A 26,580-nucleotide genomic window follows, 5' to 3' on the forward strand; every position below is an offset into this window, starting at 1 on the left:
TCAGCCGTCGCCGGGGGCCGGGGCGCTGGACACCTCTTCGAGGCAGCCCTCGGCGACCGCGTGTTTGATGCTGTCGGCGAGTTTCGGGCAGGACCGAGCCCGGCCGCTGTGCTCGCCGGTGGCGCGCAGCTCGGCGAAATATGCGCAGCGCCCGGTGGCCTCGGAGTTCCACTGCACTGCAGTGTGTCCGGGCCCCAGCTTCTTGACGGCGACGGTGGCGTGGCAGAACCGGCAGTCCACCGGCACCAGTCCCGCGGTCAGGTAGCGTTCGCGGTCGGCGCGAGTGGCGGCGGCCACCTCGGCGGCCCGCGCCGGATCGTTGGCGAAATCCGGGGCCTTCGCCCACCGGCCGACGCCGGCGTCGTCGGACGGCGGGTGGTCGTGGTCGTCGTGCGGGCCGTGCAGGGACAGCATGGACCGAGCCAGCAGATCGACGTCTGGCGGCGGCTGCGGCCCGGGGTCGGTCATGCCGAGCCCTGTTCGGCCTTCTCTTTCTCGGCGGCCTGGCGTTTGAGGTTCTCCTCGACCTCCACGTGCCATTTCTCGTTGGCCACCGTGGTGTCCACCTCGATTTCGAAGCGGTCGGTCATCTCCGGGGTGACATCGGCGACATCGACGTAGAACTGCTGATACCACCGGCGCATCTGGTAGACCGCGCCGTCCTCCTCGACCAGCAGCGGATTGTCGATGCGGGTCTTGTGCTTCCAGATCTCGACGTCCTGCAGGAAGCCCTTGCTGACGCCGTCGGTCATCGCCGCCGCGAGCTTCTCGGTGGTTGCGTCGTCCATGCCCTTGGGCTTTTCCACGATCACCCCCCACTGCAGGACGAACTTCTCCTGGTTCACCGGGTAGTGGCAGTTGATCAGGATCGACTCGGCCTTGAATCCGCCGTAGCTGTTGTGCAGCCAGTTGATCATGAACGACGGGCCGAAGTAGCTGGCCTCCGAATCCAGGTGCGCCTCACCGTAGGTGGTGCCCATGTCGTTGACGTCCGGGCGGCCGACGTTGTGCAGGTACTGCGAGGCGATGTGGCCTTCGAACACGTTCTTGAAATAGGTGGGCAGCCCGTAGTGGATGTAGAAGAAGTGCGCCATATCGGTGACGTTGTCGATGATGTCGCGGCAGTTGGAATCGATCTCCATGCTGTTCCACCGCCATTCGGTCCACTCCCCGCTGGACCATTCCGGGATCTCCGGGATCCGGACCTCCTCCGGCGGCGGGTTGCCCTCGTGGTCGTGCCAGACGAACAGCAGCCCGCCGCGCACATCGGTGGTCCAGGCGCGGGTGCGGGCCAGCCGCGGGGTGCGCTTGGCGTAGGGCACCAGCTTGCACTTGCCATCACCGCCCCAGCGCCAGTCGTGGAACGGACAGGCGATCTCGTCGCCCTTGATGGTGCCCTGCGCCAGGTTGCCGCCCATGTGCCGGCAGTAGCCGTCCAGGATCTTCACCTCGCCCTGCGAATCCGCGAAGACCACGAGATGGGTGCCGAAAATCTCGATGCCGTGCGGCTGGCCGTCCAGGAAGTCCTGTACCGGGCCCAAGCAGTGCCACCCCCGGGCGTACCTGTCAGGCAGGGTGCCGGTGTCGATCTCGCGAATACCGGCCGTCTCGGTCGCCATCACGCCTCCCAGTTCCGTAGCTTCTAACTAGAACACGTTACAGTTTTTTCGTCGGATTGCGCAATAACGGCTGCTCGTAAGCTTGTGTACCCACGCTGCGGTATATCTGAACGATGCCGCTGTTTTCCTTTGAAGGCCGATCGCCGCGCATCGACCCCACCGCGTTCGTCGCTCCCACCGCGACCCTGATCGGCGACGTCACCGTCGAGGCCGGCGCGTCGGTGTGGTTCAACACCGTGCTGCGCGCCGACTACGCCCCCATCGTGGTGCGCGAGGGCGCCAACGTGCAGGACGGCTCGGTGCTGCACGCGCCGCCGGGCATCCCGGTCGACATCGGACCGGGCGCGACGGTGGCGCATATGTGCGTCATCCATGGCGTGCACGTCGGCGCCGAGGCGTTGATCGCCAACCACGCCACCGTGCTCGACGGTGCGGTGATCGGGTCACGGGCGATGGTCGCCGCCGGGTCGCTGGTGGTCGGCGGCACCAAGGTTCCCGACGAGGTGCTGGTGACCGGGGCACCGGCCACCGTCAAGGGCCCGATCGCCGGCACCGGCGCCGAAATGTGGGTCAACGTCAACCCGAAGGCCTACCAGGAGCTGGCCCAGCGCTACCGCGCCGGCCTGGAACCGCTCTGATTCCCGCGTCGCCTGTTTGCGCCGAGATCGACGTTGGCGCGCAAAAGTGCGAGAAGACGCCGCGGTAACGTCGATCTCGACGGGCCCAGCGGCTCGATGGGCCCAGCGGCTCGACGGGGCCAGGCGCTTTACAGCTTGCGGGCGGTCGCCGCGGCGCGGTCCAACTCCCAGTACGCGCGCAGCGCCACCAGCTGGCCGGCGTCGTTGACCCGGTAAGTGAACACGCCGTCGGTGGTGATTTGGTGGCCGCCCATGGTGATGACGATGTTGCCGACGTTGGCTTCCTCGTCCCCGCAGCGGAAGCTGTCGACGAAGTTGAACTCGATCTTGTCGGTGGGGGCGATGGCCTTGTCCCAGAACGCCGAGATCTCGTCGCGGCCGCGATGTCCCTTGCCCTCGGGGTCGAAGTGCGACGGCCCGATCGGGTCCTGCACGATCGCGTCATCGGCGAAGATCGCCAGCCAGGCGTCCTTGTCGCGGGCGGCCACGGCCTCACGGGAGCGACGGCCGGCCGCCTGGGCGGGGTGTTCGGTCATGATTGGTCCTGCCATCCGGAGTGGATATAGGTGTCGGCGAAGCGTTTCAGCGAATCCTGTTTGGCGGCCAGCGGCGCGTCGAAGCCCAAACCGTCGAACATCCACGGGATGACGATGTTGTCGGTGACCCCGGCGGCGGCCAGCTCGCGGTGGCCGTCCACCCCGAACTTGTCGATGCACACCGCCTGATACTCGAACGGCTGCTCGGCGCGACCGAATTCGGCGCGCAACGCATTCAACTTCTCGATGGTCTGGCCCAGCTGCTCGCAGGTCATCATCGCGCTGGTCCAGCCGTCGCCGACCCGGGCGGCACGCCGCAGTGCCACCTCGGTGTGCCCGCCGACGTAGAACGGGACCGGGCGCGACGGCGCCGGGCTCATCTGCAGCCGGTCGAAATCGAAGAATTCGCCGTGGAATTCGACCATGCCGCCGGCCAGCACGAGTTTGATCACCTCGATCATCTCGTCCACCCGGGCGCCGCGGCGCGCATACGGCACCCCGCACCATTCGAATTCCTCGGGTGCCCACCCGATCCCGACCCCGAAGCCGAACCGGTCGCCGGTCAGGTTGGCCACCGAGCCGACCTGGCGGGCCAGCAGCAGCGGATTACGCGAGCCCAGCTTCATCACGTTGGTGTAGAACCGCAGCGTGGAGGTCACCGCGCCCATCGCCGCGGCGGCGATCAGCGGATCCACCCACGGCGTGTTCTCGTCCCACATCCGCGAGCCGTCCGGGGTGTACGGGTAGTCCGCGGCGGCTTTTTCCATGTAGAACAGCGAATCCGGCAGCGCGATCGCGTCGAATCCGACCTCTTCGGCGGTGCGGGCCAGCTCGACCAGCTGGTCGATGGGCCCCATCGCGATGCTGCAGGTGTATTTCACGACGTGCCCGCGGGCTTGTCGGCGCCGACCACCCACATCGAGTAGTACTGCGAGCCGCCGCCGTAGGCGTGGCCCAGCGCCTTGCGCGCACCCGGCACCTGGTGGTCGCCGCCCTTGCCCATCACCTGGATCGCGGCCTCGGCGAACCGGATCATGCCCGACGCGCCGATCGGGTTGCTGGACAGCACCCCGCCGGAGGCGTTGACCGGCAGCCGGCCCCCGATCGCGGTTTCGCCGGCCTCGGTGAGCTTCCAGCCCTCGCCCTCGGGCGCGAACCCGAGGTTCTCCAGCCACATCGGCTCGAACCAGGAGAACGGCACGTAGATCTCGGCCGCGTCGATCTCGTCGATCGGGCTGGTGATGCCGGCCGCCTTCCACAGCGCGGCCGCGGCGTCCCGGCCGGCCTGCGGGTTGACCTGATCGCGCCCGGAGTAGGCCAGCGGCTCGGTGCGCAGCGCGGTGGCATGAATCCAGGCCACCGGATGTCCGTCGGCCACCCGGGCGTCGGCGGTCTCCTCGTTGCCGATCACCAGCGCGCAGGCGCCGTCGGAGGACGGGCAGGTTTCGTCGAACCGGATCGGGTCCCACAGCATCTGCGAGGCCATCACCTTCTCCAGCGTGATGTCCGGCTGGTGCAGGTGGGCCAGCGGGTTTTTGGCGCCGTTGAGCCGGTCCTTGACCGCCACCATCGCGCCGATGTGGGTGGGGGCGTTGGCGCGGCGGATGTAGGCCCGCACGTGCGGCGCGAAGTAGCCGCCGGCGCCGGCGCCGACCGGCTTGGTGAACGGCACCGGAATCGACAGCGCCCACATGGCGTTGGATTCGGACTGCTTCTCCCAGGCCATCGCCAGCACCCGGCGGTACTTACCGGACTGCACCAGGCTGGCGGCCACCACCCCGGTGGAGCCGCCCACCGACCCGGCGGTGTGCACCCGGATCAGCGGCTTGCCGGTGGCGCCCACGGCGTCGGCCATGAACAGCTCCGGCATCATGACGCCCTCGAAGAAGTCGGGTGCCTTGCCGACCACCACGGCGTCGATGTCGTCGAATGTGGATCCGGAGTCGGCCAGCGCCCGGTCGATGGCCTCGCGCACCAGGCCGTTCATCGACACGTCCTGCCGCTTGGCGACGTACTTGGTCTGGCCGGTGCCCAGCACCGCGGCCCGTTGTTTGGTCACTTGTCCCGACCCTCCATGACGGCCACCAGGTTCTGTTGCAGCGCAGGCCCGCTGGTGGCGTGCGCCAGCACCCGCTGCGCGGTCCCGTTGAAGATGTGCTGGGCGGCGAACCCGATCCGTTCCAGCCCGGCGACGAACATCGGGTTGGCCGCCAGCGCCCCGCCGGACGGGTTGACCCGCGCCGACGACGGCAGCCCCATCGCCTCGGTGAGGATCAGCTGCTGATGGGTGAACGGGGCGTGGATCTCGGCGACCTCGACCGCCGCCGCGGCCTCCCCGGTCGCCGACCGCGCCGACGCCGTCGTCGACGGCGAGTGGGTCAAATCGCGCGCGCCCAGCGCGCCGGACTCGATGCGGTGCTCGAAACCGGTGATCCAGGCCGGGTTTTCGCACAGCTCGCGGGCCTTGTCGCCGGCCGCGATCACGATCGCGGCCGCCCCGTCGGTGATCGGTGCGATGTCGTGGCGGCGCAGCGGGTCGGCGAAGTACGGCCGGCCCAACAGCTCGTCGATGCTCTTGGCCGGCTTCTCCGAGTCCACCCGGTCCGCGCGGGCGAACGACTCCACCGCGACCTGGGCCATCTGCTCGGCGGTCCACGTGCCCGCGTCCAGCCCGAGGCGGGCCTGCAGCCCGGCGATCGACACCGAGTCCGGCCACAGCGGCGCGACGGTGTACGGGTCGGTCTGCAACGCCAGCACCCGGCGCAGCACCCCGGCCGAGGACTTGCCGAACCCGTAGGCCAGCGCGGTGTCGACCTCGCCGGTCAACACCTTGATGTAGGCCTCATACAGCGCCCAGGCCCCGTCCATCTCCACATGCGACTCGTTGATCGGCGGCACCGCGCCAATCGAGTCGATCGCCGAGATGAACGAAAACGCCCGGCCGGCCAGGTAGTCCGAGGATCCCGAACACCAGAAGCCGATATCGGTCTGGGTGAGACCCAGCTCGGAATACAGCTGGGCAAAACACGGCATCAGCATCTCGACGCCGTTGGTGGTGCCGTCGGTGCGGCGGACGTGCGGGGCGTGGGCGAACCCCACCACCGCGACCTCGCGTTCGGTCATGCTGCCCCTCACAGGTGGTGCTTGTAGGTGTCGTAGTCGGCGTCCGGTTCGCCGCTGGGCCGGAAGTACTCGATGTTGTCGATGCCCAGGCCCCACTCCTCCTGCGGCTTCCACACGGCTTGCACGCGCATCCCCATCCGGACCTCATGGGCGTCGATGTCGGACACCAGGTGCAAGAACGGGATGTCGGCGCCGTCGAGCAGCACATAGGCCGCCACATACGGCGGTTTGATGCGCTGACCGGCGAACGGGATGTTGATGATCGCGAACGTCGTCACCGTGCCCTTGTCCGGCAGCTCGACGAAATTGTCGAGCACCAAACCGGTCGCCGGGTCGGCCTCTTTCGGCGGGAAGTACAGCTTGCCGTCGGTGCCGGTCCGCGCCCCGAGTAGCTTGCCGTTCTGCAGCGCCCGCAGGTAGGCGCTCTCCGGCTGCGAGGCGCTGTGCTGGATCTCCAGGTTGATCGGGGTGACCACCATGGTCACCGGATCCCGGTCATCGCTGCTGTCGGGAACCGGCTCGGCGTTGTCCCCGAGCGCGAAGTAGGCGATATCGGTGATCGCGCCGACCGGCTCGTCCGCCCAGTGCACGTGCACCCGGGTGCCGGCGGCAATCGCGGCCGGCTCACCGGCATCGACGGCGTGCAGGATCGGGGTGTCCGCGCCGTCCAGGGTGATCAGCGCCCAGGCGAACGGGCGGTCCAGCGGCTGGCCCGCTAGCGGCGTGGCCTGCCAACTCCAGGACGTCACGGTGCCCACACTGCTCACCGGTACCATCTCGGTCAGCTGTGCATAGCTGACCGGGTCGTATTCGACGGGCGGGACATGGACCCGACCATCGGAACCACGCACCCCGACGACGCGGCGCTCACGCAAGGCGGTGAAGAACGCACCGAGCGTGGGGCCGACCGAACGGGTGTAGTCGAAGGACATCTGCAGCGGCGCGGACAGGGGCGGCTCATGCTGGCCCATCAGCGTTGGGTGGCTTTGGCTGGCAGTCACAGCATCGAGTAGAACAGGTTCTAACAATGGTTTCAAGAACGGGCCGGAAGGCGATCGCATGAAGCTTGGACTCCAGCTGGGTTATTGGGGCGCGCAGCCCCCGGAAAACGCCGCCGAACTGGTCGCGGCGGCCGAGGCGGCCGGCTTCGACGCCGTCTTCACCGCCGAGGCGTGGGGGTCGGACGCCTACACCCCGCTGGCCTGGTGGGGTTCGGCCACCAGCCGGGTGCGGCTGGGCACCTCGGTGGTGCAGCTGTCGGCGCGCACCCCGACCGCGGCGGCGATGGCCGCGCTGACGCTCGATCACCTGTCCGGTGGCCGGCACATCCTCGGCCTGGGGGTGTCCGGCCCGCAGGTCGTCGAGGGCTGGTACGGGCAGCGTTTCCCCAAGCCGCTGGCCCGCACCCGCGAATACATCGACATCCTGCGCCAGGTGTGGGCGCGCGAGGCCCCGGTCATCAGCGCCGGCCCGCACTATCCGCTGCCGCTGACCGGGGAGGGCACCACCGGGCTGGGCAAGGCCCTCAAGCCGATCACCCACCCGCGCCGCGCCGACATCCCGGTGATGCTCGGCGCGGAGGGCCCCAAGAACGTCGCGCTGGCCGCCGAGATCTGCGACGGCTGGCTGCCGATCTTCTACACCCCGCGGATGGCCGACACCTACAACGCATGGCTCGACGAGGGCTTCGCCCGGCCCGGCGCGCGACGCAGCCGGGAGGACTTCGAGATCTGCGCGACCGCGCAGGTCGTGATCACCGACGACCGTCCCGCCGCGTTCGCCGGCATCAAACCGTTCCTGGCGCTGTACATGGGCGGGATGGGTGCCGAGGACACCAACTTCCACGCCGACGTGTACCGGCGGATGGGCTACGCGGAGGTGGTCGACGACGTCACCGCGCTGTTCCGCTCGGGCCGCAAGGACGAGGCCGCCACGGTCATCCCCGACGAGCTGGTCGACGACGCGGTGATCGTCGGCGACATCGACTACGTGCGCAAGCAGATCACGGTGTGGGAAGCCGCCGGGGTGACGATGATGGTGGTGTCGGCCCGCAGCGCCGCGCAGATTCAGGAGCTGGCCACCCTGATCTGACCAAAGCGCTACCGCCGGATTAGAACACGTTCTAAATTGGCGGTATGACTGCCGGAAACCTGTCCCAGCACACAATCGCCGGCACCGTGCTGACCATGCCGGTGCGCATCCGCCAGGCCGACACCCACGTCGCGATGTTCTCGGTGCCCGCGACCGCGGCGCAGCGGCTCATCGACTACAGCGGGTTGTCGGTGTGCGAATATCGGCCCGGTCGGGCGATGACGATGCTGATGCTGGTCCGCTACCTCGACGGCGACCTCGGGCAGTATCACGAATTCGGCACCGCGGTCATGGTCAACCCGCCCGGGTCCACCGCGCGCGGGCCGCGGGCGCTGGGCTCGGCGGCCGCCTTCATCCACCATTTGCCGGTCAATCAGAGCTTCACCCTGGAAGCCGGGCGGCGGATCTGGGGCTTCCCCAAGGTGATGGCGGATTTCACGGTGCGCGAGACGCCGCGGTTCGACTTCGACGTCACCGTCGACGGCCAGCTGGTGGCCGGCATCGAATTCGGTGCGGGCCTGCCGATCCCGTCGGCGCTGACGTCGCGACCGCAGGTGTTGACCACCTACAGCCACAGCGACGGCGTGACCCGCGAAATCCCGTGGGAGATGCGTAATTACGGGATGCGGGTGCGGCTGGGTGGGGCGCGGCTGCGGCTCGGCGACCACCCCTACGCCCAGGAGCTGGCCGCGCTCGGGCTGCCGAAACGGGCGTTGGCCAGCCAGTCGTCGGCCAATGTGCAGATGACCTTCGGCGACGCGCACGAGATCGAGGCGGCCCGATGACCACCACGGCCCTCGACGTCGACCTCACCGACGGCACCTTCTACGCCGACGGCGGCGCCCGCGACGCGTACCGCTGGATGCGGGCCAACCAGCCGGTGTTCCGGGACCGCAACGGCCTGGCCGCCGCGGCGACCTACCAGGCGGTGATCGACGCCGAACGCCGTCCCGAACTGTTCTCCTCCACCGGCGGCATCCGCCCGGACCAGCCCGGGATGCCGTACATGATCGACATGGACGATCCCGCGCATCTGTTGCGCCGCAAGCTGGTCAACGCCGGGTTCACCCGCAAACGGGTCAAGGACCGGGAGCCGGCACTCGCCGCGCTGTGCGACACCCTGATCGACGCGGTGTGCGAGCGTGGCGAATGCGACTTCGTCCGCGACATCGCCGCCCCGCTGCCGATGGCGGTGATCGGCGACATGCTCGGGGTGTTACCCGAGGACCGCGGCATGCTGCTGAAGTGGTCCGACGACCTGGTGGCCGGCCTGAGCTCCCACTTCGACCCGACGTCGCCGCAGTTTCAGGCGGTGATGGCCGCGTTCGCCGCCTACACCGAGTTCACCAAGGACGTGATCACCCAGCGCCGCCGCGAACCCACCGACGATCTGTTCTCCATCCTGGTCAACGCCGAGGTCGACGGGCAGCGGATGTCGGACGACGAGATCGTCTTCGAGACGCTGCTGATCCTGATCGGCGGCGACGAGACCACCCGGCACACCCTGAGCGGCGGCACCGAGCAGCTGCTGCGGCACCGCGACCAGTGGGACCGGCTGGTCGCCGACCCGTCGCTGTTACCCGGTGCGATCGAGGAGATGCTGCGCTGGACGTCGCCGGTGAAGAACATGTGCCGCACGCTGACCGCCGACACCGAGTTCCACGGCACGGAACTCAAGGAGGGCGAGAAGATGATGCTGCTGTTCGAATCGGCCAACTTCGACGAATCGGTGTTCGGTGATCCGGAGAACTTCCGCATCGACCGGGACCCCAACAGCCACGTGGCGTTCGGTTTCGGCACCCATTTTTGCCTGGGCAACCAGCTGGCCCGGCTGGAACTGAGCATGATGACCGCCCGGGTGCTGCAGCGGCTGCCCGATCTGCGGCTGGCCGGGCAGGACGCGGTCCCGCTGCGGCCGGCCAACTTCGTCAGCGGCCCCGAAGCGATGCCGGTGGTGTTCACCCCCACCGCCCCGGTGCTGCGCTAGTTGCGCCGAGCAGACGCAAAAGCCCCCAACTTCGGTGGTTGCAAGGGGCTTTTGCGTCTGCTCGCGGGAGCTAGACCCGCACGGACTCGATGATCGCCTCGACCGGGGACCGCCAGGCCACCCCGAGTTCGTCGAGGGTGCGGCTGTCGTCGGTGGGGGTGGCCGCGGTCAACAGCAGCGCCGCCTCGTAGCTGAGGCCGTCGCCGAGCGGCAGGAACCGGCCCACCGCGTCGGCGGCCCGGCCGAGGCCGCGAAACACGCTCGGCGCGACCGGGATCCGCCGGATCGGCCGCCCGATGCCGGTCTCCAGCGCCGCGATCATCTCCTCGAAGCTCAGCAGCCGCCCGCCGCACACGTAGCGGCGCGGACCGCGTCCGGGCCGCAGCAGCGCCGCATGCACGTCGGCCACGTCGCGCACGTCGACCATCTGCATCCCGCCGCGCAGCCGCGGCGCCACCCGGTACCGCACGATCGGCGCCCAGCCCTGTTCGGTCACCCCGGGGGCTGTCCCAAACGCCGGGCCGACCACGCTGGACGGGTAGGTGACCACCACCGGGGCGCCCGCATCCTGCAGTCGGCGCGCCACCTTATCGGCGTAGGCCTTGGTGCGGGCGTAGGCGCTGCGGCCCGCCACGGTGGGGGAGTCGGGCCCGATCACCCCGTCCGGGGGCGGGAACAATGCGCTGTAGCTGCTCACCGACACCACCGGATCCAGGCCCGCTTCCACGGCGCGGGTCAGGATCGCCTCGGTGGCGTGGGCGTTGACCTCCCACATCAACTGCTCGCGGCGGCTGTCGGTGCCCACCACCCCCGCGGCGTGCAACACGGCGTCGCAGTCGTCGAGCAGCGCGGCCACGGTGTCGGCGTTGCGGATATCGCCGTCCAGGGTGCTCAACGCGCCGAGTTCCCCGAGCCGGCCGATCACCGGCTCGTCGGCGCACCCGGGTGCCACCAACAGTCGCACCGCATGCCCGGCGCCCAGCAGCGCCCGAACCGTGTGGGCGCCCAGATAGCCGGTGCCCCCGGTGACCGCGACGCGCACCGGGTCAGCGGTTCTTGAACTGGGGTGCGCGCTTCTCGGCGAACGCGCGCGGCCCCTCCTTGGCGTCCTCGCTCAAGAACACCTTGATCCCGATCTGGGTGTCGATCTTGAACGCGTCGTTTTCGTGCAGGCCCTCGGTCTCGTGGATGGTGCGCAGCATCGCCTGCACGGCCAGCGGCCCGTTGTTGTTGATCATCTCGGCGATCTCCAGCGCCTTGTCCAGCGCGGAACCGTCGGGCACCACGTAGCCGATCAACCCGATCTCTTTAGCCTCGGCGGCCTTGATGTGCCGGCCGGTCAGCAGCAGATCGCAGGCCACCGTGTAGGGGATCTGGCGGACCAGCCGCACCGCCGAGCCGCCCATCGGGTACAGGCTCCAGCGCGCCTCGGAGATGCCGAACTTGGCGCTTTCGCCGGCGATGCGGATGTCGGTGCCCTGCAGGATCTCGGTGCCGCCGGCGATGGCCGGGCCCTCGACCGCGGCGATCAGCGGCTTGGTCAGCCGGCGGCCCTTGAGTAGCGCGTCGATCCGCGACGGGTCGTAGCTGCCGTCGGCGAACGAGTCGCCCGGCGGCTTGGCGGTGGCCGCCTTGAGGTCCATGCCCGCGCAGAAGTAGCCGCCGGCGCCGGTGAGGATGCAGGACCGGATGTCGTCGTCGTTGTCGACCCGGTCCCACGCGTCGACCATGATCGAGAGCATCTCGGAGGACAGCGCGTTGCGCGCCTCGGGCCGGTTCAGCGTCACGATCAGGGTGTGTCCGCGCTGCTCAACCAGCGCATGGGGGTCGCTCACCGATAACCGCCTTTCCGCGGGAGGGCCAACAGACTTGTGTCGAAATGTAACACGTTCTAGTTTGGGTCCGTGGCTCTGAACATCGCCGACCTTGCCGAACATGCCATTGACGCCGTGCCCGACCGCGTCGCCCTGATCTGTGGCGACCAGCAGTTGACCTACGCCCAACTGGAGGAGAAGGCCAACCGCTTGGCGCACTACCTGATCGCTCAGGGGGTGAAAAAGGACGACAAAGTCGGCCTGTACTGCCGAAACCGCAACGAGATCGTCGTCGCGATGCTCGGCATCGTCAAGGCCGGCGCCATCCTGGTCAACGTCAACTTCCGCTACGTCGAGGGTGAACTGCGCTACCTGTTCGACAACTCCGACATGGTGGCGCTGGTGCACGAGCGCCAATACGCCGACCGGGTCGCCAACGTGCTGCCCGACACCCCCGCCGTCAAGACCGTGCTGGTGGTCGAGGACGGCTCCGATGCGGACTTCGGCCGCTACGGCGGGGTGGAGTTCGAGGCCGCGCTGGCGCAGGGCTCCCCCGAACGCGACTTCGGGGAGCGCAGCGCCGACGACATCTACCTGCTCTACACCGGCGGCACCACCGGATTCCCCAAGGGCGTGATGTGGCGCCACGAGGACATCTACCGGGTGCTGTTCGGCGGCACCGACTTCGCCACCGGTCAGCCCATTGAAGGCGAGTACGACCTGGCCACCCAGGCCGCCGCCAACCCGCCGATGATCCGCTACCCGATCCCGCCGATGATCCACGGCGCCACCCAGTCGGCGACCTGGATGTCGCTGTTCTCCGGCCAAACCGTGGTGCTGGCACCGGAATTCGACGCCGACGCGGCGTGGCGCACCATCCACGACCACAAGGTCAACCTGCTGTTCTTCACCGGCGACGCGATGGCCCGCCCGCTGCTCGACGCGCTGCTGGCCGCCCAGGAAGCCGGCCACGACTACGACCTGTCGTCGCTGTTCTTGCTGGCGTCCACCGCGGCCCTGTTCAGCCACAGCATCAAGGAACGGCTGCTGGAGTTGCTGCCCAACCGGGTCATCACCGACTCCATCGGCTCTTCCGAGACCGGGTTCGGCGGTACCAGCATCGTCGCCAAGGGTGAGGCGCACAGCGGCGGTCCGCGGGTGACCATCGACAAAACCACCGTGGTGCTCGACGAGGACGGCAACGAGGTTCAGCCCGGCTCGGGGGTGCGCGGCATCATCGCCAAACGCGGGCACATCCCGGTCGGCTACTACAAGGACGAGAAGAAGACCGCCGAAACGTTCCGCACCATCAACGGGGTGCGCTACGCCATCCCCGGTGACTACGCGCAGGTCGAAGCCGACGGCACCGTCACCATGCTGGGCCGCGGGTCGGTGTCGATCAACTCCGGCGGCGAGAAGATCTACCCCGAGGAGGTCGAGGCCGCCCTCAAGGGCCACCCCGACGTGTTCGACGCGCTGGTGGTGGGGGTGCCCGACCCGCGCTACGGCCAGCACGTCGCCGCCGTCGTGCAACCCCGCCCGGGGGCCCGCCCGGCGCTGGCCGAGTTGGACAGCTTCGTGCGTTCCGAGATCGCCGGCTACAAGGTGCCGCGCAGCCTGTGGTTCGTCGACGAGGTGAAACGCTCACCGGCCGGCAAACCCGACTACCGCTGGGCCAAGGAGCAGACCGAGGCGCGGCCCGCCGACGAGGTGCACGCCAACCACGTGGGGGCAGGCAGGTAGTGCGCACCGATCTGTGCGACCGCTTCGGTATCGACTACCCGATCTTCGTCTTCACCCCGTCGGAGAAGGTGGCCGCGGCGGTCAGCCGCGCCGGCGGGCTGGGAGTGCTGGGCTGCGTGCGGTTCAACGAGGCCGACGACCTCGAGGCCGTGCTGAGCTGGATGGACGCCAACACCGACGGCAAACCCTACGGCGTCGACATCGTCATGCCGGCCAAGGTGCCCACCGAAGGGGCGGCGCCGGACCTGGACAAGCTGATCCCGGCGGCGCACCGCGCCTTCGTCGACAAGACGCTGGCCGACCTGGGGGTGCCGCCGCTGCCGGCCGACGAGCAGAAATCCGCCGGGGTGCTGGGCTGGCTGCATTCGGTGGCGCGCTCGCATGTCGAGGTCGCGCTGCGCCACCCGATCAAGCTGATCGCCAACGCGCTGGGTTCCCCGCCGACCGACGTGATCGCCCAGGCGCATGCGGCCGGGGTGCCGGTGGCCGCGCTGGCCGGGTCGGCCAAACACGCGCTGCGCCACGTCGACAACGGGGTCGACATCGTGGTCGCGCAGGGCTACGAGGCCGGCGGGCACACCGGTGAGATAGGGTCCATGGTGCTGTGGCCGGAAATCGTTGACGCGCTGGACGGCCGGGCGCCGGTGCTGGCCGCCGGCGGGATCGGCACCGGCCGGCAGGTGGCCGCGGCGTTGGCGCTGGGCGCGTCCGGGGTGTGGATGGGCTCGGCGTTCCTCACCGCCGCCGAATACGACCTGGGCGCCCGCGAGTCCGGGGTGTCGGTGATCCAGCAGGCGCTGCTGGGTGCGACCTCCAGCGATACGGTGCGCCGCCGCATCTACTCCGGCAAACCCGCCCGGCTGCTCAAGAGCCGCTGGACCGACGCCTGGGACGCCCCGGACGCCCCCGAACCGCTGCCGATGCCGCTGCAAAACATTCTGGTCGGCGAGGCTCATCAGCGGATGAGCCGCTCGACCGACCCGACCGCGGTGGCGATGCCGGTCGGTCAGATCGTGGGGCGGATGAACCAGATCCGACCGGTCGCCGACATCATCGCCGAGTTGGTGTCCGGGTTCGACGCCGCCAGCCGCCGACTCGACGACGTCCGGGACAGCTAACCGATCGCTACGGGTGCGGGAACACGGCTTCGATGCGCGGGCCCTCGGTCGACCAGAACACTTTGTCGGGCGGATGCCCAGGGACCGGAAGCCGCATGCGGATACCGTCTTTGGTGGTGATTGCACTGGACAGCGCGTGCGCCTGCCCGGGCATGCGGAAGATCAGCTCACAGGCGTCGAGGACCGCGTTGTAGAGATCGACGTCGGGACCGGACTCCAGCGCGTCGAGTTGGGCGTTAGCCACCGCCGAGTAGTCGCCTTCGACGGTCACTAACTTCTGCGCTGACGCGCCCGACGAACCGTCGGCGATGCGGTGGCCCGGGCCAGCAACTCGCGCAACTCGGGGTCGCTGTCGTACTCGTGTTGCGCCTCGGTCACCACGCGCGCTGGTTGGAGCAAGATGCTGCCGTCGGCGTTCTCGCGGACGACGAACCGCCGGTTGGGGTGTCCCGGGAGCACAACCCGACTTCGATCGTCGGTTTCCACCGTTGTCGCCATACCGCCAGGTTACGCCCACATTCCCATAATGGGAAAGTTAGCGCCCGGGTAGCTTTTGGATCGCCCGGATCATCGGGGTCAGCGACTTCTGCCAGAACGTGTTCGAAATCCCCAGCGGCGGATCCAGGTTCAGCACCCGAGCGGTCGACACCGTCTGTGACTCGGTGTATTTCAGCAGGCCCTCGGCGCCGTGCCGGCGGCCCACCCCGGAGGCCTTCATGCCGCCCATCGGTGCGGCGGTGCTGCCGAACGTCAGCGCGTAGCCCTCATCGACGTTGACCGTCCCGGCCCGGACCCGCGCGGCGATCGCCTCGCCCTCGGCCTTGGTGGCGGCCCACACGCTGGCGTTCAGGCCGTATTCGGTGTCGTTGGCCTTGGCGATGGCCTCCTCCACGCTGTCCACCGGGTAGATCGACACCACCGGCCCGAAGGTCTCGTTGCGTCCGCATTCCATCTCGTCGGTGACGTCGGCCAGCACCGTCGGCTCGAAAAACAACGGGCCGATGTCGGGGCGGGCGTTGCCGCCGGCGACCACCGTGGCGCCCTTGGCCTTGGCGTCATCGACATGACCGGATACCGTCTTGATCTGGTCCTCGGAGATCAGGCTGCCCATGTCCGCGGAGAAGTCGTAGGCGGCCGACAGCTTCATATTGCGCACCCGCTCGGCGAATGCGGCGGTGAACTCCTGCGCGATGTCCCGCTCGACGTAGATGCGTTCGATGGAGATGCACAGCTGCCCGGCGTTGGAGAAGCAGGCGCGGGTCGCGGCCTTGGTGACCTCGGGCAGGTTCACGCCCTTGGTCACGATCATCGGGTTCTTGCCGCCCAACTCCGCGGAGAACCCGATCAGCCGGCGGCCGCACTGTTCGGCCAGCGCGCGGCCGGTGGCGGTGGACCCGGTGAACATCAGGTAGTCGCAGTTGTTCACGATCGCGGTGCCGACCACCGACCCCGGGCCGGGCACCACCGCGAACAGCTCGCGCGGCAGCCCCGCCTGGTACAGCAGTTCGGCGTTGGCCAGGGTGCAGTACGGCGTTTGGCTGTCCGGTTTGATCACCACCGCGTTACCGGCCAGCAGCGCCGGGATGGAATCCGAAATCGACAGGGTCATCGGGTAGTTCCACGGCGAGATGACCCCGACGACCCCCTTGGGGTGCCGGATCACCATGGTCTTGACGAACCCGGGCAGCAGCCCCTGCACCCGCTGGGGGGCCAGCAGTTTGGCGGCCTCGCGCGCGTAGTAGCGCGCGTTGAGCATGATGTCGACGATCTCTTCCTGCGCGGCCGAGCGGGCCTTACCGGTCTCGGCCTGCGCGACGTCCATCAGGAAGTCCCGGTTGGCCGCCACCAGGTCGCGGTACCGTCCGATGATCGCGGCGCGCTCCTTGACCGGCCGCTGGGCCCAGTCGGCCTGCGCGGCGCGGGCTTTGGCGAATGCGGCGGTGACGTCGTCGGCGGTGCCGACCGGGATGGTGGTCAGCTCCTTGCCGGTGAACACCTCATCGATCGTCCGCGTCTGGCGCGCGTCGACATCGTCGATGGCGACCAGCTGACGCAGTCGGGCGAAGTCCGCAGCGGACGGAGCGGGCATGATGGGCACTCCCTACTGGTGAGTAACTAAGCGGTTATCCGCCAACCTACTCGGCCGGTTTGGGCTGGTCTACAGTCGGCGGGTGTGAACGCCGGCGACGAGGAGGAGTAGCGCAAATGAACGGTGCCCAAGCGCTCATCCACACCCTGGTCGACCACGGCGTCGACGTCTGCTTCGCCAACCCCGGCACCTCGGAGATGCATTTCGTGGCCGCCCTGGACACGGTGCCGGCGATGCGGGGGGTGCTGACCCTGTTCGAGGGGGTGGCCACCGGCGCCGCCGACGGCTACGCGCGCATCGCCGGGCGGCCCGCGGCGGTGTTGCTGCATCTGGGGCCGGGGCTGGGCAACGGGCTGGCCAACCTGCACAACGCCCGCCGGGCCGGGGTGCCGATGGTGGTCGTCGTCGGCGACCACGCCACTTACCACAAGAAATACGACGCCCCGCTGGAATCCGATATCGACGCGGTGGCGGGCAGCGTGTCCGGCTGGGTGCGCCGCTCCGGGGCCACCGCCGAGGTGGCGGCCGACACCGCCGAGGCCATCGCCGCCAGCCGGGCCGGCGCCTGCGTCGCGACGCTGATCCTGCCCGCCGACGTGTCCTGGACCGCCGGCGCCGCGGCCGTCACCGCCGCCGAGCCGGCACCGGCCGACGCCGAGGTGGACACCGACGCCGTCGCGCAGGTGGCCAAGGTGCTGCGGTCCGGGGAGCCCACCGTGATCCTGGTCGGCGGGCCGGCGACCCGCGGTCCCGCGCTGACGGCGGCCGCCCGGATCGCGCAGGCCAGCGGCGCCCGGTGGTACGCCGAAACGTTCCCGACCCGGCTGGCCCGCGGCGCCGGCGTGCCCGCCGTGGACCGGCTCGGCTACTTCGCCGAGGCCGCCGCCGCCCAGTTGGCCGGCGCCCAGCACCTGGTGCTGGCCGGGGCGAAATCGCCGGTGTCGTTCTTCGCCTACCCGGACAAGCCCAGCAGCCTGGTGCCCGACGGCTGCCAGGTGCACCTGCTGGCCAACTCCGCCGGTGCGGCCGGCGCGCTGGCCGCGTTGGCCGAGGTGGTGGCGCCGGACACCGACGCGCCCGTCGCGGCGGCCTCCCGACCGGAGCTGCCGACCGGGCCGCTGACCTCGGTGTCGGTGGCCGCGGTGATCGGTGCGCTGCTGCCCGAGCACGCGATCGTCGTCGACGAATCCAACACCTCGGGGCTGCCGCTGGCCGCCGCCACCGCCGGCGCGCCGGCCCACGACTGGTTGTCGCTGACCGGCGGCGCGATCGGCTACGGCATCCCCACCGCGATCGGCGCCGCCGTCGCCGCGCCCGATCGGCCGGTGCTGTGCCTGGAATCCGACGGGTCGGCGATGTACACGATTTCCGCGCTGTGGACCCTGGCCCGGGAGAACCTCGACGTCACCGTGGTGATCTACCGCAATAACGCCTACGACATTCTGCGGGTCGAGCTGCAGCGCGTCGGCGCGGAGGCCGCGCCCGGACCCAAAGCGGCCGACCTGCTCGACTTGTCGCGGCCGAGTCTGGATTTCGTGAAGATCGCCGCGGGCATGGGGGTGCCGGCGCGCTCGGCGAGCACCGCCGAGGACTTCGCTGATGCGCTGCGCGACGCCGTCGCCACGCCGGGACCGCACCTGATCGAGGCGGTGGTGCCGTCGCTGCTGGGCTAACCGGCGCAGCGGCCGGTCGGCAACTCGGCCTTGTGCGCGGTGACCCAGCGCGCCATCCGGTTCAGGGCGTCGGTGCCCGCCTCGTAGCTGGCCGCGTCGGCCGCCAACGCCACCCCCACCTGCCCGGTTTCGGTGGGCACGACACCGAATTGGCGCACCAGATACCCGCTGGCCTGGCCGGGCCCCCAGCCGCCCTTGGCCGGGTCGCCGCCGCTGGCCAGCCCCCAACGCTGCTCGGGGATCAGGTGGCGCATCAGGTCGACGACGGGGCCCGCATCGGGCAGGCAGGGCAGGTGTGCGGCGAACTGCGCCTGCAGCGCCAGGGTCCACTGCGTCTGGCCGAATGCGGTGAACGGGGGCCGCAGCCGGCGGGATTCGACGACCGTGGTGCTATCGCCGGTCTCCCGGAGGATGTCCTGCACCCGGTGGGCGGCTTGATCCGGCGGGCCCAGTTGTGACCACAGCTGCTCGGCGGCGGCGTTGTCGGATTCGGTGATCGCCTTGACCGCCAACGGCTGCGCGGCGGCGCGGTCGGCCCGCAACGCGGCGAGGGCCAACGGCACCTTGATCGTTGACCACGCGACATCTTTCGACCAGGCGCCGAGCGGTGAGACGGTGTTTTCGCCGACCGGGGCGAACGCGATACCGATGGTGGCCGGGATGGCTTCGGCCAGTTCAGCAAAGCTGCCTGCCAGGGGGTCACGGGCCGTGCCGCCGGAGCACCCCGCGATGAGCAGAAGTACCGCGGTTGTGATGGCGAGCCACCGTCGACGGTCAGCCGGCATCCCCCTATTGAACACGGCCCCTAAAACGGCGGTGGGTCCACCATGTCCTACCTGGCGAGCAGCTTGGCGACTCGGGCGACGACGGGTATCCGCTGGGCCAGCAGCACGCCGCCGACGGCGAAATCACGGGGCCGGTAACGGTGGAACCGCACATTGACCGCGTCTATGTCCTCGACATCGAGCAGCCGGGCCAATACGTCAGTCAGCTCGCGGGCGATGACTTTCTGCCGGCGCAGCGACAACCCCCAGTCGCTGAATTCCACTGTGACATCCCGCGCGCCGCTGTCCGCCATCATGGCTCCCCCGATGGCAAACGCGTCCGGATCGTACGGGGTGAATTGGACAGTTGTCCGGGCTCGCATGTCCGCTGCGGTCGGGCGACCGCGGTTCGGCGGCGGGGTCAGCAGCCCCACGATCAGGTCGGTCAGTTCGGCGGCGAGGCGGCGGCGGTGCTCGGCATCAATTGGCGGGCTAGTCAGACGCAGGTATGGCATGCCTTCCATCCAACAACGACTAGATCACTGGTCAACCGCGTCGTCACGAAGGATCAAGGCGGTGTCAGCCGTAACACCGCGTCACATCACGCCGGATGTGCCCGATCGGCTCCGCGACCCGCTTCAGACACCGGGAGTCAACCGGATGGCAGCCAGATTGAGCCGACCGACCGCGTCGGTGAAATCCTCGAGCGCCGGTAACTGCCGGTCACGGAACTTCAGTCCCATTGTGCGTTGCGGAAATTTGTCGCCGTAGGACTCTAAGGAGCGACGGTAGAGGTCCGCGACGATGGCACGATCTTCGATTAGCTCACCGTGCATTGTGGTCGTCTTCCCAGCGTGGAGGACCTGAGCGGACGCGCCTCCACGGAAGTTGTGCTTCCACTGCGCGTTGGTCAGTGCGTAGAGATCATTGTCGACCCGGTGGGCACTAAACGGGATCGAATACTGCCTGCCTGTCTTTCGTCCTGTGAAGGTCAACACCATCAGTTGCTTGCGCGCCGCGCCCTTGAAGGACGTGCGCAACAGCAAGCGCACGATGGGGTTGACCAGACGGAGCAGCGGCGCGGGATAGTGTGCCTCCGTGATCGGGGGTGACTGTTCTGTCATGACGACACCGTAGAACTAATCGGTTGCGGATCTGGCCGCGCCAGACGACGAACGCACCCGGTCAACACCACGGGGAGCGTTCGCGGCTGCCCTCACTTCCGGGAACACCCGATACCACCCGCGCTATCGCATTTCGGAAGAGGGTCATGCTCCTCTTCCGGTGGCCGGAGGCGCTGGTGGTGCGAAAGTTGTGAATGGGGCCGAGTCAGCGGATCCGAAACACCGGATCGGCGCAGTCGGTGCCCTCGGCCGCCAACGTGCGTTTGAGCACCTTGAAGGTTTCGGTGCGTGGCAGCGCGGCGGCCACCCGCACGAACGACGGCCACTGCTTGGGCCCCAGGTCGGGCTGCGCGGCCAGAAACCCGCGGAACTCGTCGACAGAGAACGCGGCGGCCCCGTCGGCTAACACCAGCGCGGCCATCACCTGATCGCCCACCGCCGGGTCCGGGATGGGATACACCGCGACTTCGGTGACGGCGGTGTGCCGCAACAACACCCGCTCGATGGGCGCGGTGCCGAGGTTCTCGCCGTCCACCCGCATCCAGTCGCCCAGCCGACCGGCGAAATACACGTACCCGGCGTCGTCGCGGTAGGCCAGATCGCCGCTGTGATACACCCCGCCGGCCATCCGCTCGGCCTCGGCGGCCGGGTCGTTGTAGTAGCCCTCGAACCGCCCGGCGCCGGCAACGTTGACCAGCTCGCCGACCACCCCGGCGGGGCAGGGTTCGCCGGTGTCGACGTCCAGGATGGCGATGCCCTCGGGCAGCGGCCCCAGCGCCCCGGCCGGGGTGTCGGGGGTGTGGCTGATCGCCACCCCGCCCTCGGTGGACCCGTAGCCGTCCATCGCCACGCAGCCGAACCGGCGGGCGAAGCGTTCCACGTCGGCGGCCGCACCTTCGTTGCCGTACACCGCTTTCAGCGGATTGTCCGCATCATCGGGGTGCTCGGGGGTGGCCAGCACGTACGACAACGGTTTGCCGACGTAGTTGGCGTAGGTCGCCCGGTAGCGGCGAATATCGGGCAGGAAGCCGGACGCGGAGAACTTGCGGCGCAACACCATCGAGCCACCGCACGCCAGCGCGACCGCCCAGCCCACCAGCACCGCATTGGAGTGGAACAGCGGCATCGACACGTAGCAGACGTCGTCGGCGCCCAGGTCGAACCGCTGCGTCATCGTCACCCCGGCGATCGCGACCTTGCCGTGGCTGCACTTGACCGCCTTCGGTTCCCCGCTGGTGCCCGAGGTGAAGATCAGCATGAATAGGTCGTCGGGCGCGGCGGGCACCACCGGCGGGGCGGCGTCGGCGTGCCCGGCCAGCTCGTCGGCCCAGGCCGCGGAGTCGACGTTGATGTGCGCGATCTCGCCCAGTGTCGCCGCCGATGTCGCGTCGGCCAGCACCACTTGGCAGTCGGCGCGGTCGATGTCGCGGGCCAGCGCGGGACCGCGGCGCACCGGGTTGAGGCCCACCGGCACGATGCCGTACAGCCCGGCCGCGGCCAGCAGCGCGGAGAAGAACGGCGTGTTTTCCAGCAGCACCCCGACATGCGGGGGGCGGTCGGGGTTCAGCCGGGCCCGCAGCGCCGCCGCGATCACCGCGGCCTGCCGCAGGTGGTCCCGCCAGCCGGTGAAGGCGTCCTCGAAGTAGACGCCCCGGTCGTCGACCTCGGTCAGCGGGGCCAGCAGCTGCGTGACGGTGGGAAGCTCGGGCACAACGACCGTCAAGCCGGGGTGTCGGCCAATTCGCGGCCGATCGCCAGCAGCGCCCCGGTGGCGCCGCCCACGGCGAACTCGGTCTGCTTGGCCGCCAAAAAGTAGCGGTGCACCGGATGGTCGACGTCGATGCCGACGCCGCCGTGCACGTGCACGATGGTGTGCGCGACCCGGTGCCCGGCGTCGGCGGCCCAGAACGCGGCGGTGGCCACCTCGGTGTCGGCCGGCAAATCCTCCGACACCCGCCAGGCCGCCTGGGTGAGGGTCAGCCGCAGTCCCTTGATGTCGATGTAGCCGTCGGCCAGCCGCTGCGCCACCGCCTGGAAGCTGCCGATCGGCCGGTCGAACTGCTCCCGTTCCCGAGCGTATTCGGCGGTCATCGCCAGCCCCCGCTCCAGCACGCCGAGTTGAAACGCGCTGCGGCCCAACGTGCTCAGCGTCGTCGTCCAACCGACGGCGTCGTCGCCGCCGACCCGCCGGGCGCCGTCCAGCGGCACCCCGGCCAACTCCAGATGCCCGACGCTGCCCAGCCCGGTGGTCTCCAGCGCGGTCACCGTGACACCCGGGTCGTCGGCGGCCACCAGGAACACCGCGGTGCCCGACCCGGTGTCGGCGGGCACCAGGAATGCGTCGGCCAGCGGTGCGTAGCCGACCTGGGTGCGGGTGCCGGTGAGCCGGTAGCCGTCACCGGACTCGGTGGCCTGCACCGGGCCCTGGCCCATCTCGCCGTCCAGCGCGACGGCGAGGATCTTCTCGCCGGCCACCGCCGCCGCGCCCCAGCCCTGCTGCAACTCGGGGGACCCGAAGCGGGCCAGCGCACCGGCGGCCAGCACCACCGAATCCAGATACGGCACCGCGGCCAGTTGGCGGCCCAGCGCGGTCAGCACCGCGGTCTGCTCCAGCACGCCAAAACCGCCGCCGCCCAGCGACTCCGGTGCCGCGGTGGACAGAATGTCGGCGTCGATCAGCTTGCGCCACAGCTGCTGGTCGAAGCGCTGCTCGAGCCCGTCCAGCTCGCGCTGGTGCTCGGCGGTGCACACCGCGTCGACGATGGTGCCGACCAGACCGGACAGGTCCTGCGCCGCTTCGGTGTTGGTGAAGTCCATGAAAAGTCCTTGTCAGTCAGGTCAGCGGCTACGGGGTAGGCCCAGGGCCACCATGGAGATGATGTCGCGCTGCACCTCATTGGTGCCGCCGCCGAAGGTCAGGATCAAACACGCCCGGTGCATCCGCTCCACCCGGCCGCGCAGCAGCGCGCCCGGCGAGTCCTGCCGCAGCGTGGCCGCGGTGCCCAACACCTCCATCAGCAGCCGGTAGGCCTCGGTGGCCAGCTCGGTGCCGAACACCTTGGCCGCCGAGGCGTCCGCCGGCGACGGGGCGGCGTCGGACGCGGACGCCAGCTCCCAGTTGATCAGCTTGAGCACCTCGGCCTTGGCGTGCACCCGGGCCAGGTTGAGCTGCACCCATTCGGAGTCGATGATCCGGGCGCCGCGGGCGTTCTTGGTGTTTTGCGCCCACTCGCGGACCTGGTCGAGCGCCACGAAGATCGGCTGCGCCGACACCAGCGCCACCCGCTCGTGGTTGAGCTGGTTGGTGACCAGTTTCCAGCCGGCGTTCTCCTCGCCGACCAGGTTGGTCACCGGCACCCGCACATCTTGGTAGTAGGTGGCGCTGGTGTCCGGGCCGGCCATGGTGTGCACCGCCGTCCAGGAGAAACCTTCCGCGGTGGTCGGCACGATCAGCATCGAAATGCCGCGGTGCTTCTTGGCTTCCGGGTTGGTGCGCACCGCCAGCCAGACGTAGTCGGCGTACTGGATCAGCGACGTCCACATCTTCTGGCCGTTGACCACGTAGTCGTCGCCGTCGCGCACCGCGGTGGTGCGCAGCGCGGCCAGGTCGGTGCCGGCGCCGGGCTCGGAGTATCCGATCGAAAAGTGCAGCTCACCGGAGGCGATCTGGGGCAGGTAGAACTTCTTCTGCTCTTCGGTGCCGAACGCCATGATGGTCGGCGCGACGCTGTTGATGGTCAAAAACGGCACCGGGGCTCCGGCGATCGCGGCCTCGTCGGTGAAGATCAGCTGATCCATCGCCGAGCGCGCCTGCCCGCCGTACTCCTTCGGCCAGCTCAGCGTCAGCCAACCGTCGTGACCCATCTGCGCGACGGTCTCCCGGTAGACGTTGCCGGTGCCGTATTCGCCCTGGGTGGAACTCAGCGCTTCCCGCCGCTCCGGTGTCATGAGCGCAGTGAAGTACGACCGCAGTTCGCGACGCAGCTCCTCCTGCTCAGGGGTGTAACTGATCCGCATTCGCGTCATCCTCCTCGGCTACCCATTCGCCATCTCTTGTAACACGTTCTAGTCTGTGGGTCCAGGCCGACGGTTCCGGTGGCACCGCTGCTCGTATTGTGGTGGTCATCCGACCGGCCGTCTAAACCCCTCGACGCAAGGAGGTTGTTATGCGAGTGGAAGTGGACCTCGACCGGTGTGAGGGTAACGCCGTGTGTGTGGGAATCGACCCGGACCTGTTCGAACTCGACGACAACGACTACGCCGTCGTCAAGGTCGCGCCGATCCCGGCCGACAAGGAAGCCCACGCCCAGCAGGCCGTCGACGAATGTCCCCGGGCCGCCCTGATCCGCAAAGACTAGAGGTATTCGTAAAACATGACTGAGAACAGCAACGCGACCGATCTGTCCGGCAAGGTCGCGGTGGTGACCGGTGCGGCCGCGGGACTGGGCCGCGCCGAGGCCATCGGACTGGCCCGCTCCGGCGCCACCGTCGTCGTCAACGACATCGCCAAGGCCCTGGACGCCTCCGACGTGCTCGACGAAATCGCCGCCGCGGGCGCCAAGGGCGTCGCGGTGGCCGGCGACATCAGCCAGCGCACCACCGCCGACGAACTGGTCAGCACGGCCGACGGGCTGGGCGGGCTGAGCATCGTGGTCAACAACGCCGGCATCACCCGCGACCGGATGCTGTTCAACATGTCCGACGACGAATGGGACGCGGTCATCGCCGTGCACCTGCGCGGCCATTTCCTGCTGACCCGCAACGCCGCCGTGTACTGGCGGTCCAAGGCCAAAGCGGGCGACGGGTCGGTTTACGGGCGGATCATCAACACCTCGTCGGAGGCCGGGCTGGTGGGGCCGGTGGGCCAGGCCAACTACGGGGCGGCCAAGGCCGGCATCACCGCGTTGACGCTGTCGGCGTCGCGGGCGCTGGGCCGCTACGGGGTGTGCGCCAACGCGATCGCGCCGCGGGCGCGCACCGCGATGACCGCCGACGTGTTCGGCGACGCCCCCGGCGACACCGACATCGACCCGCTGTCCCCGGAGCACGTGGTCACCCTGGTGTCGTTCCTGGCCTCCCCGGCCGCCGCGCCGGTCAACGGTCAGCTGTTCATCGTCTACGGCCCGCAGGTCACCCTGGTGGCGGCGCCCACCGTGGAACACCAGTTCGCCACCGACGCCCCGGCGTGGGATCCGGCCGAGCTGTCCACCACCCTGCACGGCTACTTCGCCGACCGGGATCCGGCGCTCGGGTTCTCGGCGACCGGGCTGATGGAGACCTAACACTAGAACTTGTTTCATCATGACCTGCGTCACAACCGGGTCTGACCTGGACAAACGGTGATGTTTTGTCCATTTTCGCAGTTCTTTGACACTGCGAACGTGTTCTAGTTACGATGAGCCGGCTCACGGAGACGGGCGTCACACCCGTGGGACAGTACGGGTTTCGCTAAGGCTGAGTTCCAGCGCAACACCGAGAAGGGAACCGAGGTTGATTGAGCAGCTCACGGTTCCAGCGCGGGCCGTGGGCGGATTCGTCGAGATGTCCTTGGAGACCCTCCGCGGTATCTTCCGGCGGCCGTTCCAATTCCGCGAATTTCTCGACCAGACCTGGATGATCGCGCGGGTGTCGCTGGTGCCGACGCTGTTGGTCGCGATCCCGTTTACCGTGCTGGTGGCGTTCACCCTCAACATCCTGTTGCGGGAGATCGGTGCCGCCGACTTGTCCGGCGCCGGAACCGCGTTCGGCACCATCACCCAGCTGGGTCCGGTGGTGACGGTGCTGGTGGTGGCCGGCGCCGGGGCCACCGCCATCTGCGCCGACCTGGGGGCCCGCACCATCCGCGAAGAAATCGACGCGATGCGGGTGCTGGGCATCGACCCCATCCAGCGGCTGGTCGTGCCACGGGTGCTGGCGTCCACCTTCACCGCGCTGCTGCTCAACGGGTTGGTGTGCGCGATCGGCCTGACCGGCGGCTACGTGTTCTCGGTGTTTTTGCAGGGGGTCAACCCGGGTTCGTTCATCAACGGGCTGACCGTGCTGACCGGCCTGGGCGAGCTGGTGCTGGCCGAGATCAAGGCGTTGCTGTTCGGCACCGTCGCCGGGCTGGTCGGCTGCTACCGCGGCCTGACCGTCAAGGGCGGCCCCAAGGGGGTCGGCAACGCCGTCAACGAGACCGTCGTCTACGCGTTCATCTGTTTGTTCGTGATCAACGTCATCATGACCGCGATCGGCGTGCGGGTGTTGGTACGGTGAGCCGCC

Annotated in this window: 28 protein-coding genes; 10 read left to right on the forward strand and 18 right to left on the reverse strand. The window is 69.1% G+C overall.

Annotated features, from left to right (window positions below; all coding sequences use genetic code 11):
- Nucleotides 1-468 (reverse strand): hypothetical protein, encoded by a 468-nt coding sequence (locus ACAG26_RS04880; RefSeq protein ID WP_370480068.1) that lies wholly within the window; start codon nucleotides 466-468, stop codon nucleotides 1-3.
- Complete coding sequence (locus ACAG26_RS04885) at nucleotides 465-1,619, reverse strand: Rieske 2Fe-2S domain-containing protein (protein WP_370480070.1); 1,155 nt, start codon at nucleotides 1,617-1,619, stop codon at nucleotides 465-467. The genes ACAG26_RS04880 and ACAG26_RS04885 overlap by 4 nt, the downstream gene beginning before the upstream one ends.
- A gap of 113 nt (nucleotides 1,620-1,732) precedes the next feature.
- Here ACAG26_RS04885 and ACAG26_RS04890 point away from each other — a divergent pair, with 113 nt between their 5' ends.
- Complete coding sequence (locus tag ACAG26_RS04890) at nucleotides 1,733-2,257, forward strand: gamma carbonic anhydrase family protein (protein ID WP_370480073.1); 525 nt, start codon at nucleotides 1,733-1,735, stop codon at nucleotides 2,255-2,257.
- A gap of 128 nt (nucleotides 2,258-2,385) precedes the next feature.
- Here ACAG26_RS04890 and ACAG26_RS04895 read toward each other — a convergent pair whose 3' ends face one another.
- Genes ACAG26_RS04895 through ACAG26_RS04915 form a run of 5 tightly spaced genes read right to left on the reverse strand, consistent with a single transcriptional unit; the run spans nucleotide 2,386 to nucleotide 6,917 of the window.
- Nucleotides 2,386-2,793, reverse strand: coding sequence for a nuclear transport factor 2 family protein (locus ACAG26_RS04895; RefSeq protein ID WP_370480075.1), 408 nt, complete (start codon nucleotides 2,791-2,793; stop codon nucleotides 2,386-2,388).
- Nucleotides 2,790-3,674 carry a TIGR03619 family F420-dependent LLM class oxidoreductase gene (locus ACAG26_RS04900; RefSeq protein ID WP_370480078.1) on the reverse strand — a complete coding sequence of 295 codons (885 nt, stop codon included), beginning with the start codon at nucleotides 3,672-3,674 and terminating at the stop codon, nucleotides 2,790-2,792. The genes ACAG26_RS04895 and ACAG26_RS04900 overlap by 4 nt, the downstream gene beginning before the upstream one ends.
- Nucleotides 3,671-4,852: a thiolase domain-containing protein gene (locus ACAG26_RS04905; RefSeq protein WP_370480080.1), complete on the reverse strand. Its 1,182-nt coding sequence runs from the start codon at nucleotides 4,850-4,852 to the stop codon at nucleotides 3,671-3,673. The genes ACAG26_RS04900 and ACAG26_RS04905 overlap by 4 nt, the downstream gene beginning before the upstream one ends.
- Nucleotides 4,849-5,916 carry a thiolase domain-containing protein gene (locus ACAG26_RS04910; protein ID WP_370480082.1) on the reverse strand — a complete coding sequence of 356 codons (1,068 nt, stop codon included), beginning with the start codon at nucleotides 5,914-5,916 and terminating at the stop codon, nucleotides 4,849-4,851. Before ACAG26_RS04910 ends, ACAG26_RS04905 begins: the two co-directional genes overlap by 4 nt.
- A gap of 8 nt (nucleotides 5,917-5,924) precedes the next feature.
- Complete coding sequence (locus ACAG26_RS04915) at nucleotides 5,925-6,917, reverse strand: Zn-ribbon domain-containing OB-fold protein (protein WP_370480084.1); 993 nt, start codon at nucleotides 6,915-6,917, stop codon at nucleotides 5,925-5,927.
- A gap of 58 nt (nucleotides 6,918-6,975) precedes the next feature.
- Here ACAG26_RS04915 and ACAG26_RS04920 point away from each other — a divergent pair, with 58 nt between their 5' ends.
- From ACAG26_RS04920 to ACAG26_RS04930, 3 genes are read left to right on the forward strand one after another with little or no spacing between them, the layout of a single operon-like run.
- The gene (locus ACAG26_RS04920; protein WP_370480086.1) at nucleotides 6,976-8,007 is read left to right on the forward strand and encodes an LLM class F420-dependent oxidoreductase; all 1,032 of its coding nucleotides are present in this window, start codon (nucleotides 6,976-6,978) and stop codon (nucleotides 8,005-8,007) included.
- A 44-nt stretch (nucleotides 8,008-8,051) separates the two neighbouring features.
- Nucleotides 8,052-8,792 (forward strand): acetoacetate decarboxylase family protein, encoded by a 741-nt coding sequence (locus ACAG26_RS04925; protein WP_370480088.1) that lies wholly within the window; start codon nucleotides 8,052-8,054, stop codon nucleotides 8,790-8,792.
- Nucleotides 8,789-9,994 carry a cytochrome P450 gene (locus tag ACAG26_RS04930; RefSeq protein WP_370480090.1) on the forward strand — a complete coding sequence of 402 codons (1,206 nt, stop codon included), beginning with the start codon at nucleotides 8,789-8,791 and terminating at the stop codon, nucleotides 9,992-9,994. Before ACAG26_RS04925 ends, ACAG26_RS04930 begins: the two co-directional genes overlap by 4 nt.
- Nucleotides 9,995-10,064: 70 nt before the next feature.
- Here ACAG26_RS04930 and ACAG26_RS04935 read toward each other — a convergent pair whose 3' ends face one another.
- A complete protein-coding gene (locus ACAG26_RS04935; protein ID WP_370480093.1) occupies nucleotides 10,065-11,036 on the reverse strand; it encodes an NAD-dependent epimerase/dehydratase family protein in 972 nt (323 codons plus the stop codon).
- A 4-nt stretch (nucleotides 11,037-11,040) separates the two neighbouring features.
- On the reverse strand, nucleotides 11,041-11,829 hold the full coding sequence (locus tag ACAG26_RS04940) for a crotonase/enoyl-CoA hydratase family protein (RefSeq protein ID WP_370480095.1): 789 nt from the start codon (nucleotides 11,827-11,829) through the stop codon (nucleotides 11,041-11,043).
- Between the two features lie 69 nt (nucleotides 11,830-11,898).
- Between ACAG26_RS04940 and ACAG26_RS04945 the strand changes: the two genes are divergently transcribed.
- Together ACAG26_RS04945 and ACAG26_RS04950 are read left to right on the forward strand one after the other, a co-directional pair.
- On the forward strand, nucleotides 11,899-13,551 hold the full coding sequence (locus tag ACAG26_RS04945; protein ID WP_370480097.1) for an acyl-CoA synthetase: 1,653 nt from the start codon (nucleotides 11,899-11,901) through the stop codon (nucleotides 13,549-13,551).
- Complete coding sequence (locus ACAG26_RS04950) at nucleotides 13,551-14,669, forward strand: NAD(P)H-dependent flavin oxidoreductase (protein WP_370480100.1); 1,119 nt, start codon at nucleotides 13,551-13,553, stop codon at nucleotides 14,667-14,669. The genes ACAG26_RS04945 and ACAG26_RS04950 overlap by 1 nt, the downstream gene beginning before the upstream one ends.
- Before the next feature lie 7 nt (nucleotides 14,670-14,676).
- Here ACAG26_RS04950 and ACAG26_RS04955 read toward each other — a convergent pair whose 3' ends face one another.
- From ACAG26_RS04955 to ACAG26_RS04965, 3 genes are read right to left on the reverse strand one after another with little or no spacing between them, the layout of a single operon-like run.
- The gene (locus ACAG26_RS04955) at nucleotides 14,677-14,940 is read right to left on the reverse strand and encodes a hypothetical protein (protein ID WP_370480103.1); all 264 of its coding nucleotides are present in this window, start codon (nucleotides 14,938-14,940) and stop codon (nucleotides 14,677-14,679) included.
- Nucleotides 14,940-15,167: a hypothetical protein gene (locus ACAG26_RS04960; protein WP_370480105.1), complete on the reverse strand. Its 228-nt coding sequence runs from the start codon at nucleotides 15,165-15,167 to the stop codon at nucleotides 14,940-14,942. Before ACAG26_RS04960 ends, ACAG26_RS04955 begins: the two co-directional genes overlap by 1 nt.
- Before the next feature lie 37 nt (nucleotides 15,168-15,204).
- Complete coding sequence (locus ACAG26_RS04965) at nucleotides 15,205-16,758, reverse strand: succinic semialdehyde dehydrogenase (protein ID WP_370480107.1); 1,554 nt, start codon at nucleotides 16,756-16,758, stop codon at nucleotides 15,205-15,207.
- A gap of 116 nt (nucleotides 16,759-16,874) precedes the next feature.
- Between ACAG26_RS04965 and ACAG26_RS04970 the strand changes: the two genes are divergently transcribed.
- Entirely contained in the window at nucleotides 16,875-18,431 is a 1,557-nt protein-coding gene (locus ACAG26_RS04970; RefSeq protein WP_370480110.1) for an acetolactate synthase large subunit, read from the forward strand.
- Here ACAG26_RS04970 and ACAG26_RS04975 read toward each other — a convergent pair.
- The 6 genes from ACAG26_RS04975 to ACAG26_RS05000 all read right to left on the reverse strand — a co-directional run bounded on the left by ACAG26_RS04975 (nucleotide 18,428) and on the right by ACAG26_RS05000 (nucleotide 24,336).
- Nucleotides 18,428-19,216, reverse strand: coding sequence for a hypothetical protein (locus ACAG26_RS04975; RefSeq protein WP_370480112.1), 789 nt, complete (start codon nucleotides 19,214-19,216; stop codon nucleotides 18,428-18,430). The genes ACAG26_RS04970 and ACAG26_RS04975 overlap by 4 nt on opposite strands.
- Nucleotides 19,217-19,263: 47 nt before the next feature.
- On the reverse strand, nucleotides 19,264-19,710 hold the full coding sequence (locus ACAG26_RS04980) for a 4-oxalocrotonate tautomerase family protein (protein WP_370480114.1): 447 nt from the start codon (nucleotides 19,708-19,710) through the stop codon (nucleotides 19,264-19,266).
- 123 nt (nucleotides 19,711-19,833) lie between these two features.
- Entirely contained in the window at nucleotides 19,834-20,319 is a 486-nt protein-coding gene (locus ACAG26_RS04985) for a hypothetical protein (protein ID WP_370480117.1), read from the reverse strand.
- A gap of 205 nt (nucleotides 20,320-20,524) precedes the next feature.
- Nucleotides 20,525-22,042: a long-chain-fatty-acid--CoA ligase FadD17 gene (gene fadD17 / locus ACAG26_RS04990; protein WP_370480119.1), complete on the reverse strand. Its 1,518-nt coding sequence runs from the start codon at nucleotides 22,040-22,042 to the stop codon at nucleotides 20,525-20,527.
- Entirely contained in the window at nucleotides 22,039-23,136 is a 1,098-nt protein-coding gene (locus tag ACAG26_RS04995; RefSeq protein ID WP_370480121.1) for an acyl-CoA dehydrogenase family protein, read from the reverse strand. The genes fadD17 and ACAG26_RS04995 overlap by 4 nt, the downstream gene beginning before the upstream one ends.
- A gap of 21 nt (nucleotides 23,137-23,157) precedes the next feature.
- A complete protein-coding gene (locus ACAG26_RS05000; RefSeq protein WP_370480124.1) occupies nucleotides 23,158-24,336 on the reverse strand; it encodes an acyl-CoA dehydrogenase family protein in 1,179 nt (392 codons plus the stop codon).
- A 149-nt stretch (nucleotides 24,337-24,485) separates the two neighbouring features.
- On the opposite strand from ACAG26_RS05000, the gene ACAG26_RS05005 reads away from it, so the two are divergent.
- The 3 genes from ACAG26_RS05005 (at nucleotide 24,486) to ACAG26_RS05015 (ending at nucleotide 26,574) form a co-directional block, all read left to right on the forward strand.
- Nucleotides 24,486-24,677 carry a ferredoxin gene (locus ACAG26_RS05005; RefSeq protein ID WP_071021281.1) on the forward strand — a complete coding sequence of 64 codons (192 nt, stop codon included), beginning with the start codon at nucleotides 24,486-24,488 and terminating at the stop codon, nucleotides 24,675-24,677.
- Nucleotides 24,678-24,692: 15 nt separating this feature from the next.
- Complete coding sequence (locus tag ACAG26_RS05010; protein WP_370480127.1) at nucleotides 24,693-25,601, forward strand: 3-oxoacyl-ACP reductase; 909 nt, start codon at nucleotides 24,693-24,695, stop codon at nucleotides 25,599-25,601.
- 208 nt (nucleotides 25,602-25,809) lie between these two features.
- Complete coding sequence (locus tag ACAG26_RS05015) at nucleotides 25,810-26,574, forward strand: ABC transporter permease (RefSeq protein ID WP_071021275.1); 765 nt, start codon at nucleotides 25,810-25,812, stop codon at nucleotides 26,572-26,574.
- Nucleotides 26,575-26,580: the final 6 nt, after the last annotated feature.

It is taken from the genome of Mycobacterium sp. pUA109 (assembly GCF_041287095.1).
In the GTDB taxonomy this organism is placed as follows: domain Bacteria; phylum Actinomycetota; class Actinomycetes; order Mycobacteriales; family Mycobacteriaceae; genus Mycobacterium.